Source organism: Serratia montpellierensis (genome assembly GCF_020858655.1).
Classification (GTDB): Bacteria; Pseudomonadota; Gammaproteobacteria; order Enterobacterales; family Enterobacteriaceae; genus Serratia; species Serratia montpellierensis.
The window spans coordinates 121,547-137,843 of record NZ_VOSN01000013.1; the positions used below are offsets into that span (position 1 = coordinate 121,547).

The window sequence follows — 16,297 nt, forward strand, 5'->3', positions numbered from 1 at the left end:
ATCGCGACATCGGGCTGCCGCCTGGTTAGGGATGTTTGCCATTCTGATGTTGTTCATTGCACCGGTGGTCTCGCGATCCCTGGAGCATGTACGCGCCGGAAGTGCTGGAACGACCGCCATGGCGGATTGCGGCATGGCGATGCCGATGCATCACGGGATGCATTCGCCGCCGCCTGAGCCTGAAAAAGCCTCACAGCCGCTGATGCAGCACGGCGGCGGCCACCACAACATGGCGATGATGATGGACGACAGCGCCTGCGGCTACTGCGTGCTGTTGCTGCACGCGCCGCTGCTGGACGTGAGCCACGCCCCGCTGTTCTGGTCTCAGTCGCTGGCTTCACGCCCGCCGCCGATTCACTATCTCGTTCCCCTGTTTGCCCACGTCGTTCACACAGAATTACAGCCGCGCGCGCCCCCCGTCTCTTTCCTCTGATTTAACAATAAGCCCATTGCCGTTCTCTGTATTGCCGTTGATTGCTTCAACCCGGCGGAATTAATTCGCCCAACGATTAATCACCGAGACGACATTATTAATCCGGTTATTTCCACGCTGATGGAATTAACCCCCGTATTTTCCGATGGTGATTTTCGCCAGGCCGCCCCACGCCTGAATAATCCCTCGGCCAAGAACGGAAAAGAGTTAGCTTAAGGAAAGATGATGTTTAAACCGACTTATAAAAAGAACGCCGTTACCCGCGCCATCACCGCCGCCATGCCGCTGTTCCTGCTGGCCGGCCACGCGGCACAGGCGCATCAGCACCCTACCGACGCACAGGTTAATGATGGCGACGTGATCACCGTCACCGCGCCGCTCTACTCTCCGTTGACCATCGTCACCTCGCCGAAAACCCCACGCCAGCCGGTGCCGGCCAGCGATGGCTCGGACTACCTGAAAACCATCCCCGGCTTTTCGCAGATCCGCAACGGCGGCACCAACGGCGATCCGGTGTTTCGCGGCATGTTCGGCTCGCGGTTGAAAATCCTCACCGACGGTTCGGAAATGCTGGGTGCCTGCCCATCGCGGATGGATGCGCCGACCTCTTATATCTCGCCGGAAAGCTTCGATCTGTTGACCATCACCAAAGGGCCGCAGACGGTGCTGTGGGGGCCGGGATCGTCGGCGGGCACGGTGCGTTTCGAGCGTGAACGGCCGCGCTTCGACAAGCCGGGCATCAAGGGCACTGCCAGCGTGCTGACCGGCTCCAACGGCCGCTGGGACGAGAATATCGACGCCAGCCTCGGCGCCGAACAAGGCTACCTGCGGGTGATGGCCAACAAATCCCGTTCCAACGACTATCAGGACGGAACGAATACGCGCGTGCCATCGCGCTGGGACAAGTGGAACGGCGATCTGGCGCTCGGCTGGACGCCGGACAATGACACGCTGCTGGAAGTGACTATGGGCCGCGGCAACGGCGAAGCGCGCTATGCCGGCCGCAGCATGGACGGTTCGCAGTTCAAACGCGAAAGCCTGGGCATGCGGGTGGAAAAATCCAATATCGGCGAGGTGCTGGATAAGCTGGAAGCGCAGGTCTACTACAACTACGCCAACCACGTGATGGACAACGTCACCCTACGCTCGCCGGGCAGCGGTGGCATGGGTGGCCACGGTGGCCATGGCGGTATGAGCATGGGCGGCCACGGCGGGCATATGATGTCCTCCGGCATGACGATGCAGCTCGATCGCCGCACCGTCGGCGGCCGCGTGATGGGCACCTGGCAGTGGCAGGACGTGAAGCTTGAAAGCGGCCTGGACACCCAAACCAACACTCACCGCAGCATGAGCCGCGGCAGCTGGGAAAAAGACGCCCAGTTCAACAGCTACGGTGCCTTCAGTGAGCTAACCTGGTCCACCAGCGAGCAGGATAAACTGATCGGCGGCGCGCGTCTCGATCGCACCCTGGTGGAGAATTTCCGCAGCGGCAGCGATGGGGAGCGTTCAGACACCCTGCCGAGCGGCTTTATGCGTCTTGAGCATACGCTGGCCGACCTGCCGCTGATGCTGTATGCCGGCGTCGGTTATACCGAGCGCTTCCCGGATTATTGGGAGTTGTTCTCGCCGAAGCTAGGCCCGAACGGCAGCAAGGATCCGTTCTCCAGCGTCAAGAGCGAGAAAACCACGCAGCTCGACATCGGCGCGCAGTACAACGGCAAGCGCTTCAACGGCTGGGTCTCCGCTTATGTGGGCCGCGTCGATGATTTCATCCTGTTCAAATACGATCCGCACAATGCGCGCCTCAGCCAGGCCGATAACGTCAACGCCAACATCATGGGCGGTGAAATGGGCATGGGTTACCAGCTGAGCGAGCACTGGAAAACCGACGCCAGCCTGGCCTACTCCTGGGGCAAAAACACCAGCGACGGCCGGCCGCTGCCGCAGATCCCACCGCTGGAGGCGCGTCTGGGGCTCACCTATGAGTACGGCGACTGGAGCGGCACCGGGCTGTGGCGTTTGGTCAGCAGCCAACACCGCGTGGCGATCAACGAAGGCAACGTGGTAGGCAAAGACTTTGCCGAAAGCGCCGGCTTCGGCGTGCTCTCCGCCAACGCTGCCTACAAGGTGAATAAAAACGTCAAGCTGAGCGCCGGTCTGGATAACATCCTGAACAAGACCTACAGCGAGCACCTCAACCTGGCGGGCAACAGCGCCTTCGGGTATTCGGCCAACAGCGCGGTGAATGAACCGGGCCGCACCCTTTGGGCCAAGGTTAACGTCACCTTCTAAACCGTCCACCGGGCGATGGGCAACCGTCGCCCGGTCAGGCGATATGCGATCCGGTTCTTAGGATATGAGTTTTAAGTTTTTCCCATTCGGTTGAGCGGCGATTACTATCACTCTCAACGTAATCAAGGATCCGGAGGGAATATGCAAAAACTCACTCGTTTTCTGGCCCTGCTCGGCGAGCTGATGATTGAAAAAGCCGAAGACGCCGCACCGCAGGCAGCTCAGCCTGACGATCGCGACGACGCGTTGCCACCACGCCTCGAACGTGGGGTTCCGCTGGCCGACCGCTTCCTGTTCATGTAATTCCCCCCACTGTCTTTTTGTCCGGCACGTTCCGGTATTTCATTATCGGACGCCTGCGTCTATCTTCTTTCGATGGTTCCAGCCGATTCATCATAGGAGATAGCAACGCAATGAAGATCAGAACGGTAACCCCGCAAGACGCTGAAGCCCTGACGCAGTTATTGAATGACGTGATCGGCGCCGGCGGCACGACGGCGATAGAAACGCCCCTCACCCCCGCCGAATTCAGCGAATGGTTCATCAGCGGCAGCAATGCGCTGAGCTGCCAGGTCGCGGAGGTGGATGGGCTGTTGGTGGGCTTCCAGGCGCTGAGCGCAGATGATGCCCTGCCGCCCGATACCGCAGATATTGCCACCTTTTCCCGCCTGTCGCCTAAGGTGCGTGGCGTCGGCAGTGCGCTGTTCCCTGCCACATTAGCGGCGGCGAAGTCGCACGGTTTCAAGCACATCAACGCCACCATTCGGGCGGATAACGTCGGCGGCCTCGCCTACTACCACAAAATGGGCTTTCGCGATTACGAGCGTTTGCCGCAGGTGCCGCTCAGCGATGGCACGCCGATCGACAGAATCAAAAAGCGCTTCTCCCTTTAACCCGTTAATCCGCTCACACTGAACGCACGATATGTTCGCGCAGCCACCGGTGAGCGGGATCCCGATGCGATCGCTCGTGCCACAGCATGGTCATTTCAAACCCCGGCACCGCCAGCGGCGGCTCAAGCTGTTGCAATAAAGGCTGGTTGCGCACCAGCCGCTCCGGCAGCATCGCTACCAAATCGGATTGCGTCAGCACCGAGATCACGAAGAGAAAATGCGGCACGGAAAGCACCACGCGCCGCGTCAGCCCCACCTCCGCCAGCGCCCGGTCGGTCATGCCATAGAACCCGCCGCCGTCCGGCGAGACCATCACCTGCTCCAATTGGCAAAATTGCGCCAGCGTCAGGTTTCCATGCAGTTTGGGATGGCCGACCCTGCCCACCAGCACATAGCGTTCACTGAACAGCGTGCGCTGACGCAGACCGGGCGGCGCCCCTTCGCGGGTGTGAAACGCCAGATCGATCTCCCCCTGTTCCGCCCGTTTGGCGAGGCGCGCCGGGGCGATCTCCAGCACCGCCAGCCGGGTGCCGGGCGCCGCCGTGCGTAAACCGTTCAGCGCCGGCAACACGATGGTGGATTCGCCGTAGTCAAAGGCGGCCACGCGCCAGGTATCGGTCGCCACGGCGGGATCGAACGGCGTCGCCGGCGTCACCGCCAACTCGAGCGCCGCCAGCGCCTGACGCAGGGGTTCCCGCAGCTGCTCCGCTCTGGCGGTCGGGCGCATACCGCGCGGGCCGGGCAACAGCAGCGGATCGTCAAAGATCGCCCGCAGTTTGGCAAGATGCACGCTGACCGCAGGCTGAGAGAAATTGAGCCGCTGCGCCGCCCGCGTGACGTTGTGCTCTGCCAGCAGCGCGTCGAGCGTCACCAGCAGGTTGAGATCCAGCCGCCTTAAATTATTCATGGTTATACCTGGGATAACGGTAATTCATTTCTAATATACCGACTAACGCCCTACTCTGCAGCTCTCAGACCAAGGAGAGTTGTTATGAATGTGCTGATTGTTTACGCCCACCCAGAGCCGCAGTCGCTGACCGGCTCACTGAAAAACTTCGCCGTTGATCGCCTGACGCAGGCCGGCCATCAGGTACAGGTGTCCGATCTGTATGCCATGAAATGGAAAGCGGCGCTTGACGCCGACGACAGCCTGGAAGGCGCATCAGGGCCCCGTTTCGATCCTTCGCTGGATTCGCAGCGCGCGTTTGCTAACGGCGTGCAGAGCGCCGATATCGAACGGGAGCAGCAAAAATTGCGTTGGGCGGACGTGGTGCTGCTGCAGTTTCCACTGTGGTGGTTCTCGATGCCGGCGATTCTGAAAGGCTGGTTCGAGCGTGTCTATGCCTATGGTTTTGCCTACGGCGTCGGTGAGCATTCCGACACCCATTGGGGCGACCGTTACGGCGAGGGGACGCTGGCGGGCAAACGGGCGATGCTGATCGTCAGCGCCGGCGGCTGGGAGTCCCATTACGCCCCGCGCGGCATCAACGGACCGATCGACGATATCCTGTTTCCGATCCAGCACGGCATGCTGCATTACCCAGGCTTCGAGGTGCTGCCGCCGTTTGTCACCTACCGCGCCGGAAAGACCGACGAGACGCGCTTCGCCGCCCTGTGCGAGCAGCTCGGGCAGCGGCTGGATAATCTGTGGCACACCGAGCCCATTCCGTTTCGGCGACAGAACGCCGGTGACTACCTGATCCCGCAGCTGACGCTGAAAGCGCATCTCGCGCCGGGGCAGGACGGTTTCGGCGTTCACATCGAGTAGCCGGAGGCGCACGCCCTGGCGCATCCGGGGCGCGGCGTTAATTCAGGGCGGCGAGAAATGCCTGGTAGCCCTGTGCGCTGCTGTCCAGCTCATGCTGCTGAACCTGTTCTGCCACCCCGTCCGAAGCGGCCTCCTTGCCGTAAAAGGCGAAGAACGAGGCATAGTCGGCCCGCACGTATCCGGCGGTGACTTCAAACGGCCGGAAGATTTCCTCCAGCGAGTAGCGATAGCGCCCGTCGCGCGCATAGTCTTCTGCACGCACCCCCGCCGTCACCGCCAGCGCCAGCTTCTTGTTTTGCATCTTGTAGCCGCTGCGGGAACCGTAGGCCCAGCCGTAGGTGAGCACGTCATCCAGCCATTTTTTCAGCAGCGGCGGGCTGCTGAACCAGAAAATCGGGAATTGCAGCACGATGTTGTCATGCGCTTCAATCAGCTGTTGTTCCCTCGCGACGTCGATCCGCCAGTCCGGATAGGCCTGATGCAATTCATGCACCGTATACCGCTCCGGATAGCGCCGCAGTTCTTCCAGCCAACGTTTGTTGACCACCGAGTTCGCCATATCGGGATGGGCCACGACCACCAAGGTTTTCATACTGATTTCTCCAGTCAGGTGTTTCGACGCATCTTAGGGTATGCTGACAGAATGTAAAATACGCACACTCACGACACATACTTACCCTGGAGAAAGTATAAAATGACCGCCGAATCCCGCTGCAGCCCAACGGGCATCAGCCTCGAAGACACCGGCTATGGCTACACCCTGTCGGTGATCAACGGCAAATATAAAATGATTATTCTCTACTGGCTGGCGCTGTATAAGCCGGTATTGCGGTTCAACGAACTGCAGCGTTGCATCGGCACCATTTCGTATAAAACGCTGAGTTCGACGCTGAAAGAGCTGGAAAAAGACCGCCTGGTGGTGAGAAAGGAGTATCCGCAGATCCCGCCCAAGGTGGAGTACAGCCTGTCCGAGCGCGGACGTTCGCTGATCCCGGTGATCGACATGATGTGTAACTGGGGAGAACAGCACCGGCCGGAGCAGCCGGTGCCCTGAGGGGTTAGTTGTCCGCCGCCGCTGAGGTTGCCGGAGCGGGATCATCGTGCTCGACCAACGTGTCCGCCGGCCGGCACTGGCGCAGCGTCCGTACGCTGAAGGCCACCAGCACGCCCAACAAGGCGGCGAACGCGCCAAACGACAGCACGCTCATCAACGGGGTAAATACCCTGCCCAGCACGCCGAGCCCCAGCGCGCCGATCGAATCACCGGTCACGTCCTGCGCGGTACCCAGGCTGTTCACCCGCCCCAGCAGATGATCCGGCGTGTTGCTCTGGATCAGCATGAACTGCAGAAGTGAGGCGATAGCGTTGGCGTAGCCGTAGCACACCAGCGCCAGCAGCGCCGGCGCCAGGTGGCTGAACAGCCCCAGTGACGCGATGGCGGTGAACGCGACGATAGCGGCGACCAGGATCAGCACGCCGGGTCGAGAGAAACGCCCCACCCAGCCGCTGGTCAACGCGCCCAGCATCGCACCGAGCGGCACCACGGAGTACATCAGGCCAATTGAGGACGCGCCGACGTGGTAAGCGTCCTGCGCCAGCGCCGGAAACAGCACCCTGACGGCGCCGACGATGCTCATCAGCATCCCCAGCAGCACCACCGAACCCACCACTTTATTGCGCCAGACAAACTGGAAGCCGCTGGCGAGCGCGCGCAGCGGATGTTCCGGCTCCTGCTGCTGCGGCAACAGCGTCGGCAAGCGCACCAGCGGGACCAGGGTGCCCAGCGTCCCTGCCGCCGCGACGGCAAACGCCAGCCCCACGCCGCCGAACACGATGATAATCCCGCCCAGCGCCGGTGCGAGGATCGCGCCGATGCGCACCGTCACCATGCTCAAGGCCCCCGCCGCCGCCAGGTTTTCGCGCCCGACCAGCAGCGGGATCACGGCCATCAGCGCCGTCATGCCCAGCGCGCCGAAGAAGCCGTCCCAGGCCGCCAACAGGTAGAGCGCCCACAGCGACGGGGCCGGGGCGAAGGCGTTCAGACTCAGGGCGACAAAGCCCAGCCCGCAGGTGCCGCGCGCAAACAGGATCAGCTTGCGGCGATCGTAGCGATCGGCGAGCACGCCGCCCAGCATCAGGCCGATAAACATGCCTACCCCGTCCAACGCCACCGCCACGCCCACCTGCAACGTGGAGCCGGTCATCGCCTGGATCTGAATCGGCACCCCCACCGCCAGCATGCCGAGGGAAAACACCGACAGCATGCGGGCGCAGAAAATCGCGCGGAAATGCGCATTGCTTCTCAGCAAACTGAAATCAAGAAAAAAAGAAGGTCTGGCCATAGTGTCCTGCATATCATGTTTTAGTACGGGCCGGGACGCACGCCCCGGCCCGGTTGCGTTATACCAACCCGTATTGCCGCGTCAGGAGCGAATGCAACAGCGGCCCAAGCGTCTCCAGCGAGGCCGGCGACAGAATGTCCGCGTGTTCGCAGCGCTGATGATGGCAGATCAATCCATCCAGATACGGCGCCCACACGGCGTCGATATCCATCTCCGGCGGCAGCGTCTGGTCGGCGACAAACAGCGTTGCCGTGCCGTGGAAGCGCCGGCTGCGCGCCTGAGACAGAATGCGCACCGCGTCGCGGTAGTTGGCGACGATGCTGTCGAACATCGCCGCCTTCTCCGCCATCAGCGCCGGATCGCCATGATCTTCCGCCATAAACTCGGCCTGTTCCTGCGCCACCTCTTTCTGCGCGTCTTCCTCGCTGGGGCCGGTCCAATCCTGACCTTCCGGCGGATAGGTATCCAGCATGCCGAGGAATGCCACCTCTTCGCCCTGCTGCTGCAGGCGCGCGGCCATCGAGTGCGCCAGCGTGCCGCCGAGCGAGTAGCCGAGCAGGTAGTAAGGCCCCTGCGGCTGCAGGCGGCGCAGATGGGCGAGATGACGATCGACCATCTGCTCGATATCCTCGCAGGTGGCGATAGCGCCATCCGGTCTTGGCGACTGCAGGCCGATGATCGGGTAGTTCCCCGGCAGATAACGGCTCAGCCCCGAGTACTGCCAGGCGAAACCGGAAGCCGGATGCAGGCAGAACAGCGCCGGGCCTTGACCGGCCCGCAGCTGCAGGCATTCGCCGACGCCACGGCTCTCGGCCGAGTTGGCGGCCTGCGCGTCATCGAGCAGGTGCGCCATCTTCTCCAGGCTGCGGGCGAACATGATCTGCCCGACGCTCAACGGCCGCGGGACGCGCCGGCGCAGCTCTGCCGCCAGACGCATCGCCAGCAGCGAATGGCCGCCCAGCGCGAAGAAGTCGTCGTCGGCATACACCGTCTCGCGCCCCAGCAGTTCCCCGAACAGCGCCGCCAGTAGGCGCTCGCTGTCGCTCTGCGGCGCACGCCCGGCTTGCAGGGCCAGCTGCGGCCGTGGCAACGCTTTGCGATCCAGTTTGCCGCTGGCGCTGAGCGGGAAGCTGTCGGTCATGACATAGCTGACCGGCATCATGTGCGCCGGCAAACGTGCCTCCAGCGCCTGATGCAGCACGGCAGTATCCAGCGTCACGCCCGGTTGGGCGATCAGCCAGGCGACCAGCTGCCGCATATCGGCGCCGCCCAGCCCCGTCGCGCCCTCGCCCAGTTCGATGGCGTGCACCGCCGCTTGCGCTACTCCCGGCTGTGCCAGCAGCGCCTGTTCGATTTCGCCCAGCTCGATACGCTGGCCACGGATCTTCAGCTGATCGTCGCTGCGTCCCAAATACTCGACGCTGCCGTCTTCCAGCCAGCGGGCGATATCACCGGTGCGATACATGCGCGCCCCGTTGCCGGAGGGATCGGCGACAAACCGCTGTGCCGTCAACCCCGGCCGATGCAGATAGCCATCGGCCAGCTGAATGCCGCGCAGGTAGAGATCGCCGGCGCAGCCGACGGGTACCGGCCGCAGCATGGCGTCGAGAATGCTCAGTTGGGTGTTCCAGACCGGTTTGCCGATCGGCACGCCGGCGCCGTTCACCGCCGCCAATGCCGCGCCGGACGCCGGTTGATAGGTGACATCGACCGCCGCCTCCGTCGGGCCATACAGGTTGTGCAGCGGCGCCGTGACCAACGCTTGATAGCGGGAAGCCAGTTCGCACGACAGCGCTTCGCCGCTGCAGAACACGCGTTTCAGGCTGGCGGCGGCGCGCTGTGGCGCCCGTTCGTTCAAGGCCTCCACCCAGATAGCCAACATGGACGGAACGAAATGCAGCGTGGTCACGCCATAGTCGTCGATCAACGTCGTCAGCGCCTGCGGATCGCGGTGCGCCTCCGGCGGCGCCATCACCAGGCGCGCGCCGACCATCAGCGGCCAGAAGAATTCCCAGACGGAAACGTCGAAGCTGCACGGCGTTTTCTGCAATACCACATCCTGCGCATCGAGCGCATACTCGTGCTGCATCCAGAACAGGCGGTTGACGATCGCCCGGTGGTTCACCACCACGCCTTTCGGCCGCCCGGTAGAGCCTGAGGTATACAGCACATAGGCGGGATAATCGCCGTTCCCCGCCGGTGGGCGCGGCGCCGGTTCGCGCCCGCTGTCATCCAGCGCATCGAACAGCAGCGTCGGCGCCAGCGCGGCGAAGCGGGCGTCCAACGCGCTTTCGGTGATAATCAGCCGCGGTTTGGCGTCCTCCACCATGTAGCCCAGCCGCTCGTCCGGGTAGCCGGTGTCCAGCGGCAACCAGGCGGCGCCGGTCTGCACAATCGCCGTCAGCGCCAGGCTGAGGCGCACGGAGCGTGGCAACGCCACCGCGACGATATCGCCCGGCTGAATGCCGGCCGCCGTCAGCCGCTCGGCCAACAGCGCGGCCTGGCGCTGCATGTCACGGTAGCTGAGGCTGTGCCCGGCATCCTGCAGCGCGATGCGTTCCGGCGTGCGCCGCGCTTGATCGGCGATCGCCTGATGCAAGGTGGTGTCCGCCACCGCCTGCCCGGTGCGGTTGACCGCCGCGATCAGCGCCTGCTCCTGCGGGGTTTGCAACTGCCAGCGCGGCAGCGGCCGATCCGGTTGGGCGATCCACTGTTGCAGCAGCGCCATCAGCCGCGCGGCGAAGCGCTCAGGCTGCGGCACCGAGGCGCGGTACTCCATCAGCAGACGCAGACGTTCGCCCGGTAGCACCAGCAGCGTCAGCGGATAGTGGGTATAGCCTTTGTTGCGGATGGCGTCGCAGCGCAGCGCCCCTGCGCCGCCCAGCAGGGCGTCGTTGTCCGGGTAGTTTTCTACCACCAACAACGTATCGAACAGCGTGCCCGCCCCGGCCAGGTGCTGGATCTCCCCCAACCCCAAATCGTCGTGCTCCAGCAGTTCAATCTGCCGGTGCTGCAGTTCGGTCAACTGATCCGTCAACGAACGGTCATGCTGCAGACGAACCCGCACCGGCAGCGTGTTGCTGAACAGGCCAACATGCTCCTCAACCCCTTCTATCTGGCCAAAGCGGCCGGAAACCGGCGAGCCGAACACCACATCCTGATGGCCGCAACAGCTGGCCAGCTGCAGCGCCCAAATGCCCTGCATCACGGTATTGAGCGTCAACCCGCGTTCGCGGCACAGAGTCAGCAAACGCTTCTCCTCGGCCGGCGGCAGCGTCATTTCCAGCTCATGCACGCGATCGTCCTGCGTTTCACCGAACAGCAACGTCGGGCGCACATCCTGCAGCGTCTCGCGCCAGAGGCGGCGTGAGGCTTCGGCATCGCGCGCGGCCAGGCGGCACACGATATCGGCGTAGTTCGAACGCAGCGGCGGCAGCGCCTGCTCGCCTTCACGCAAGGCCAGCATCAGATCGTTGAGCACCACCGGCGTCGACCAGCCGTCGACGATCAGGTGGTGCGCGTTAAGGAACAACGTGTAGCGTTCGCTATCGCCGTGTTTGACCCGCAGCGCATGCAACATTGCGCCCGGCTGGTTGAACAGATCGCGCTGCAGTTCCTGCTGCTCCAATTGATTCAGCGCCTGCGCTTCTTGTTCGGCGGACAGCGGCGGCAGCCTGTGGCTGTCCAGCGGCCAATGGCTTTCCTGCGGTATCAGCTGCAGCGGTTCGCCTTCGCGGTTGAATCGGGCGGCCAGCTGCGGATGGCGGCGGATCACCGCATCCAGCGCCTGCTGAAGGTGATGCGCGTCCAATTCTCCGCAGAGACTCAGGCGCGTCAGCGAGTTATAGCTGCCGCCCTGCTGCGCCGTCTGTGCATGGAACAGCAGGCCGTGTTGCAACGGCAACAGCGGCAGCGCTGCGGTTAACGGCCCATACGCCCGTTCCCAGGCGCGCACCGTCTCATCGTCAACGTTCGGCTGGGCGATCTCGGCCGCTACCAACGTCGCCGCCGCGCGATCGGGATGCCGTTCGGCAAATTCGCACAGTGCACGCACCGCTTGCTCGATGCCGCTGTGCAGCTGCGTAATGTCGCTCTCGCTGAAAATCCCCTCCAGCCAGCTCCAGTTGATCGCCAGGCACGCGCCGTTGCGCCGCTCTTCGACAAAGATATTCACCTCCAGGCCATACGACAGCGCCTGCTGCGCATCCTGCGCCACGGCGAAGGCGTCGCGGAAGCGGGTTTGGCTGCGTTGCGGCGCCCAGTTCCCCTCGTCCTGGCTGAAGCGCCCGAGGTAGTTGAACAAGATCTCCGGCGCATTGCGCTGCGCCAGCGCCGCCAGTTCGTCACGCTGCGGGTGCAGATAACGCAGCTGGCCGTAACCGACGCCGCGATCGGCCACCGCACGCGTCGCCCGTTTCACCGCACGCACGGCCTCATTGTGTTCGGCGTCATGCAGTTCGATGCACAGCGGATACTCCGCCGTCAGCCAGCCGACGGTGCGGGCCAGATCGAGGCCGTCGTCCAGTTCGGCGCGGCCGTGCGACTCCAGAGAGAAACGCAGCGAAGCGGCCTGGAAACGGCGGCGGCAGGCCTGAGCCAGCGCGCACAGCATGATCTCTTCAACCTGCGCGCGGTATCCCTGCGGCAAGGTGCCGAGCAGCGCGGCGGTCAGCCGGCTGTCGATCAGCGTACGCCGTTCGCTCACCGAGGCGATGCGATCGGTCTGCGGATCCAGCGCGCGCCGCCCCAAACGCGGCACCTCGTCCGCCAGCATCTGCCGCCAGAACGGCAGCTCGGCTTCGCGGCGTTCGACGTCGGCCCGTAAACGCGCTGACCACTCATAGAGCGAGGTTTCTTCCGGCGGCAGCGTGATCGGCTGCCCCTGCATGGCGCCGTCGGCCACTTGACGCAGTTCGTCGAGCAGGATGCGCCAGGAAACGCCGTCGACCACCAGGTGGTGGATCGCCAGCACCAGCCCCAGGCTCTGCCCGTCACGCTGCAACAGGATGGCCTGCATCATGGCGCCGGCCGCCGGATCGAGAAGGTCAAGTGCGGCATCAAATGCCTGTTCCGCCGCTAATTCCAGCTCACCGGACACGGTATTAACCTGCATCAGTTCACCGGCGGCGGCAGTTTCAACCACCAACTGACCGTCGCGGATCCTCGCGCCCAACGCCGGGTGTGCCGTGCGCAGTTGTTCCAACGCATCACGCAGCTGTTGCGGCTGCAGCTCGGCAGGTACGCGCAGGAAAACGCCGTGCGCGAAGCGGCGATGCATATCGCCCGTCTCGGCAAACCAGTGCAGGATCGGCAGCCCGTCGATCGGGCCTTGCTGCACGCTGCGTGCAGCCTGAGAGTCTACGACCAGCGGCTGCATCGCCTGCGCCATGCGTGCGGGGGTGTGCAGCGCGAAGATCTCGCGCGGCCGCAGCAGATAGCCTTTGCGCCGCAGGGCGGTGCCCAACCCCATCGCCGAGATGCTGTCGCCGCCAAGCGCGAAGAAATCGTCGTCGGCGCCGACGCGCTCCATCCCCAGCAGCTGCGCCATGGCGCCGCAAATCAGCCTTTCCTGTTCGGTGGCCGGCTCGCGAATGCTTTGCGCCAGCGTTTCCTGCGGTTTGGGCAGCGCCTGACGGTCAATCTTGCCGTTGACGTTAAGCGGCAGCTCCGGCATCACCACCAGGATTGCCGGCACCATATAATCCGGCAGACGCTGCGCCAATTGCCCCAGCAGCTCGCTTTGCAACGTTGGCGAAGCGCGACGCGCGTCATCCTGCACCGAGCAGTAACCGATCAAACGATAGGTGGCGCCGATCGGCTCGGCGATCACCACCGCCCGCCCCACGTCCGGCAAGGCGGCCAAGGCGCTTTCCACCTCACCCAGCTCGACGCGGAAGCCGCGCACCTTGATTTGGTGATCGGTACGGCCAATGAATACCAGCTGACCCTCCGCGCTCCAGCGCATCAGATCGCCGCTGCGGTACATCACCTCGCCTTCGGCGAACGGGTTGGCGACAAAGCGCGCCGCCGTCAGATCCGGGCGCCGCAGGTAACCGCGCGCGATGCCTTTGCCGGAAATGTACAGCTCGCCCGCCGCGCCGATCGGCACCGGCTGCAGGCGGCTGTCGAGCAGCCAGACGGCGGTATTGGCGAGGGGGCGACCGATCACCGGCTGATCGGCGGCCGTGACCGGCGCGCCGAGGGTATCGACGGTATATTCGGACGGGCCGTAATAGTTGTGGATCTCCACCTCCGGATGCTGCTGCATCAGGTTCCACAGCGTCGGCGTCGCCGCCTCACCGCCGATCATCACGAACGACGGCAGCGGGAACTGCCCCTTCAGCAGGCCGCAGTCCACCAGTTGCGAGAAGAATGACGGCGTGATGTCCAGCAGATCGATCGGCGTCTGTTGGGTTTGTTCCAGCAGCGCCCAGGGGTCGCGGCGCAGCTCCTCGTCGAAGATAACCAGTTCGCTGCCCATCATCATGCAGAACAGCGGTTCCCAGGAGGAGTCGAAAGAAAACGAGGCGGTATGGCCGGCGCGCAAGCGGCGCGCGTGGCGAGCCTGGAATTTTTCGATCGCCGGGCCGAACAGAGAGGCCTGGTGCGACAGGAACAGGTTCAGCAGCCCGCGATGCGTGGACATGACGCCCTTGGGTTTGCCGGTCGAGCCGGAGGTGTAAATCATGTAGGCGAGATGCGCCTCGCTCAGCGGCATGCGCCGCTCGTCGTCCGTTATCGGCGTGGCCTCGGCAGCCGCGCAGCGCGCCAGGCACGCGGCGTCGTCCAGGCACAATACCTGTGGCAGGTCCGGCATGTTGGTCAGCGTGGCGCGGTGGGTCAGCAACATTACCGGCCGCGCGTCGTCGCACATCAGCGCCAAACGTTCACGCGGATAGTCCAGATCGAGCGGCATATAGGCCGCGCCGCTGGCCAATACGCCGAACAGCGCGACCAGCGTGTCCACCGAGCGCGGAATGCCGATGGCCACCACGTCTTCGGCGCCGATGCCGCTGTCGATCAGCACTCGCCCCAGCTGCATCACCCGTTCGGAGAGCTGCCGGTAGCTGAGACGCACATCGCCGCAGGCCACCGCTAACGCCTCGGGCTGGTGCTCAACCTGGCGCTGGAACGCGTCCATGATTGACACCATGCCCGTTGGCGGCGTCAGATCGGCGCCGCGCCCCCAGGCCGCGAGTTGCTTTAGCTCCCCTTCGCCGATCAGCGCCAGTTGACCGTTCGGCTGGTGTGGCTGTCGCGCCAACTGCTGCAGCCAATGGCCGATGCGCTCCGCGTGATGATGCAAGCTGCGCGGCGAGTATTTGGCCGGGTTGGCCACCAAAGACAGCGTCAGCACGCCGTTGCGAAAGCCGATCTCAAACTCCAGGTCATCAACCGGCCCCATCGCCAGCGTATGGGTAACGGCCGCCTGGCCGTCGAACGACAAGGCGCTGTGGTAGACCTTGACGTTGACCACTGGGCCATAGAGTTCCTGATGACCGCCGACCAGGCCGAGATCGCGTTTGATCTGCTCCGCCTCATAGCGTTGATGGCGGCGCGCCTGCTTGATCTCCGCCACGACGGCCTGGCAGACGTCCGCCAGCGACAGTTCCGGCGTCACGTTCAGCAGCAGCGGCAGCACGTTGACCACCGGGCCGACCGCCGCCAGCGCCTGCGACCCCATCCGGCGCATGAAAGGAAAACCGACTGAAAAACGGGTTTCACCGCTCATGCGCGCCAGATACATCGCCAGCGCCGCCGTGACGATGTCGGCCGGTTGCAGCGCCTGCAGCACGTCGTCGCGCAGCGCTTCGTCAAACAGTGACTCCGGCAGCACCAGCACCTGTTTGAGCGGCCGGGCGCCCGGTTCAACCTCCCGGCTTTCCGTCGATAATGACAGCGGCGACGGCAGTTCGTGCAGATGCTGGCGCCAGAATTCGGCCGCCCGCTGGCGTGCGGCGGACGTTTGCCATTGCTGAAACTCTTCCACCACCTTGCCGAACGGGGTAAACGGCGAAGCCGCGGGCGACAGCCCGTGGCGCAGCGCGCGATAGATATCGGCGATCCGGCGGGTGATGGCCTCGAAACTGAAGCCGTCCAGGGTCAGATGATGAAAGCGCTGGTACCAGAACCAGCGATCGGCGCCGACACGGATCACCACATGCCGATAGAGCGGCCGCTCGCCGTCCGCGGGCAGATCCTGCGCCAGATCGTTATTCATCAGCGCCAGCGCCGCCTGTTCGGCATCTGGGCGCGCGCTGAAATCAAACCACTCCGGCGCCTGTACGCGTGCGGGGTCCGCATTAAGCGGTAAACGTTGCATTGGCTGGCCGTCCTGCGCCTCAAAAAACCGCGCCTGAACCGTATCCGCTTCCGCCAGCCCCTGGCGAATCGCGCGTTCCAGCGCCGAACGATCGATAGCGCCGTGCAATTCGGTGTAGTGCGCCACGGCGAAGCTGTTGCGGCGCAGCGCGATTTGGTCGGCAATCCAGATCCCCGGTTGCGCCGCAACCAGCGGATACTCCCGATACTCGACTTGAGTATCCGGCAAAGAAAGCGTTTCTGACAT

The 16,297-nt window shown here is 63.9% G+C and carries 10 protein-coding genes; 6 read left to right on the plus strand and 4 right to left on the minus strand.

Annotated elements, in window-relative coordinates:
• Positions 1-46 precede the first annotated feature (46 nt).
• From FUU19_RS12430 to FUU19_RS12445, 4 genes are all read left to right on the plus strand, one after another.
• A complete protein-coding gene (locus FUU19_RS12430) occupies positions 47-433 on the plus strand; it encodes a DUF2946 domain-containing protein (protein WP_230489822.1) in 387 nt (128 codons plus the stop codon).
• Positions 434-658: 225 nt separating this feature from the next.
• On the plus strand, positions 659-2,725 hold the full coding sequence (locus FUU19_RS12435) for a TonB-dependent copper receptor (protein WP_230489824.1): 2,067 nt from the start codon (positions 659-661) through the stop codon (positions 2,723-2,725).
• Positions 2,726-2,866: 141 nt separating this feature from the next.
• On the plus strand, positions 2,867-3,028 hold the full coding sequence (locus FUU19_RS12440; protein WP_162838235.1) for a hypothetical protein: 162 nt from the start codon (positions 2,867-2,869) through the stop codon (positions 3,026-3,028).
• A gap of 110 nt (positions 3,029-3,138) precedes the next feature.
• Positions 3,139-3,618: a GNAT family N-acetyltransferase gene (locus FUU19_RS12445; protein ID WP_230489825.1), complete on the plus strand. Its 480-nt coding sequence runs from the start codon at positions 3,139-3,141 to the stop codon at positions 3,616-3,618.
• 13 nt (positions 3,619-3,631) lie between these two features.
• Here the strand turns inward: FUU19_RS12445 and FUU19_RS12450 are convergent, their stop codons facing one another.
• The gene (locus FUU19_RS12450; protein WP_197834191.1) at positions 3,632-4,525 is read right to left on the minus strand and encodes a LysR family transcriptional regulator; all 894 of its coding nucleotides are present in this window, start codon (positions 4,523-4,525) and stop codon (positions 3,632-3,634) included.
• 84 nt (positions 4,526-4,609) lie between these two features.
• Here FUU19_RS12450 and FUU19_RS12455 point away from each other — a divergent pair, with 84 nt between their 5' ends.
• On the plus strand, positions 4,610-5,386 hold the full coding sequence (locus FUU19_RS12455) for an NAD(P)H-dependent oxidoreductase (RefSeq protein WP_230489827.1): 777 nt from the start codon (positions 4,610-4,612) through the stop codon (positions 5,384-5,386).
• A gap of 37 nt (positions 5,387-5,423) precedes the next feature.
• Here the strand turns inward: FUU19_RS12455 and FUU19_RS12460 are convergent, their stop codons facing one another.
• Positions 5,424-5,978, minus strand: coding sequence for an NAD(P)H-dependent oxidoreductase (locus tag FUU19_RS12460; RefSeq protein WP_230489828.1), 555 nt, complete (start codon positions 5,976-5,978; stop codon positions 5,424-5,426).
• Between the two features lie 102 nt (positions 5,979-6,080).
• Here FUU19_RS12460 and FUU19_RS12465 point away from each other — a divergent pair, with 102 nt between their 5' ends.
• The gene (locus FUU19_RS12465; RefSeq protein ID WP_049299265.1) at positions 6,081-6,440 is read left to right on the plus strand and encodes a winged helix-turn-helix transcriptional regulator; all 360 of its coding nucleotides are present in this window, start codon (positions 6,081-6,083) and stop codon (positions 6,438-6,440) included.
• A 4-nt stretch (positions 6,441-6,444) separates the two neighbouring features.
• Here the strand turns inward: FUU19_RS12465 and entS are convergent, their stop codons facing one another.
• Both entS and FUU19_RS12475 read right to left on the minus strand, forming a co-directional pair.
• The gene (entS, locus tag FUU19_RS12470) at positions 6,445-7,728 is read right to left on the minus strand and encodes an enterobactin transporter EntS (RefSeq protein ID WP_230489830.1); all 1,284 of its coding nucleotides are present in this window, start codon (positions 7,726-7,728) and stop codon (positions 6,445-6,447) included.
• A gap of 58 nt (positions 7,729-7,786) precedes the next feature.
• Positions 7,787-16,297, minus strand: coding sequence for a non-ribosomal peptide synthetase (locus tag FUU19_RS12475; protein ID WP_230507138.1), 8,511 nt, complete (start codon positions 16,295-16,297; stop codon positions 7,787-7,789).

What these genes read in the sequence shown, in the direction of transcription:
- FUU19_RS12430 (WP_230489822.1), top strand. Translation starts at nt 47, where the DNA reads ATGTTGTTCATTGCACCGGTGGTCTCGCGATCCCTGGAGCATGTACGC.
- FUU19_RS12455 (WP_230489827.1), top strand. Translation starts at nt 4,610, where the DNA reads ATGAATGTGCTGATTGTTTACGCCCACCCAGAGCCGCAGTCGCTGACC.
- FUU19_RS12450 (WP_197834191.1), bottom strand. Translation starts at nt 4,525, where the DNA reads ATGAATAATTTAAGGCGGCTGGATCTCAACCTGCTGGTGACGCTCGAC.
- FUU19_RS12475 (WP_230507138.1), bottom strand. Translation starts at nt 16,297, where the DNA reads ATGTCAGAAACGCTTTCTTTGCCGGATACTCAAGTCGAGTATCGGGAG.
- FUU19_RS12440 (WP_162838235.1), top strand. Translation starts at nt 2,867, where the DNA reads ATGCAAAAACTCACTCGTTTTCTGGCCCTGCTCGGCGAGCTGATGATT.
- FUU19_RS12465 (WP_049299265.1), top strand. Translation starts at nt 6,081, where the DNA reads ATGACCGCCGAATCCCGCTGCAGCCCAACGGGCATCAGCCTCGAAGAC.
- FUU19_RS12445 (WP_230489825.1), top strand. Translation starts at nt 3,139, where the DNA reads ATGAAGATCAGAACGGTAACCCCGCAAGACGCTGAAGCCCTGACGCAG.
- FUU19_RS12435 (WP_230489824.1), top strand. Translation starts at nt 659, where the DNA reads ATGTTTAAACCGACTTATAAAAAGAACGCCGTTACCCGCGCCATCACC.
- FUU19_RS12460 (WP_230489828.1), bottom strand. Translation starts at nt 5,978, where the DNA reads ATGAAAACCTTGGTGGTCGTGGCCCATCCCGATATGGCGAACTCGGTG.
- entS (WP_230489830.1), bottom strand. Translation starts at nt 7,728, where the DNA reads ATGGCCAGACCTTCTTTTTTTCTTGATTTCAGTTTGCTGAGAAGCAAT.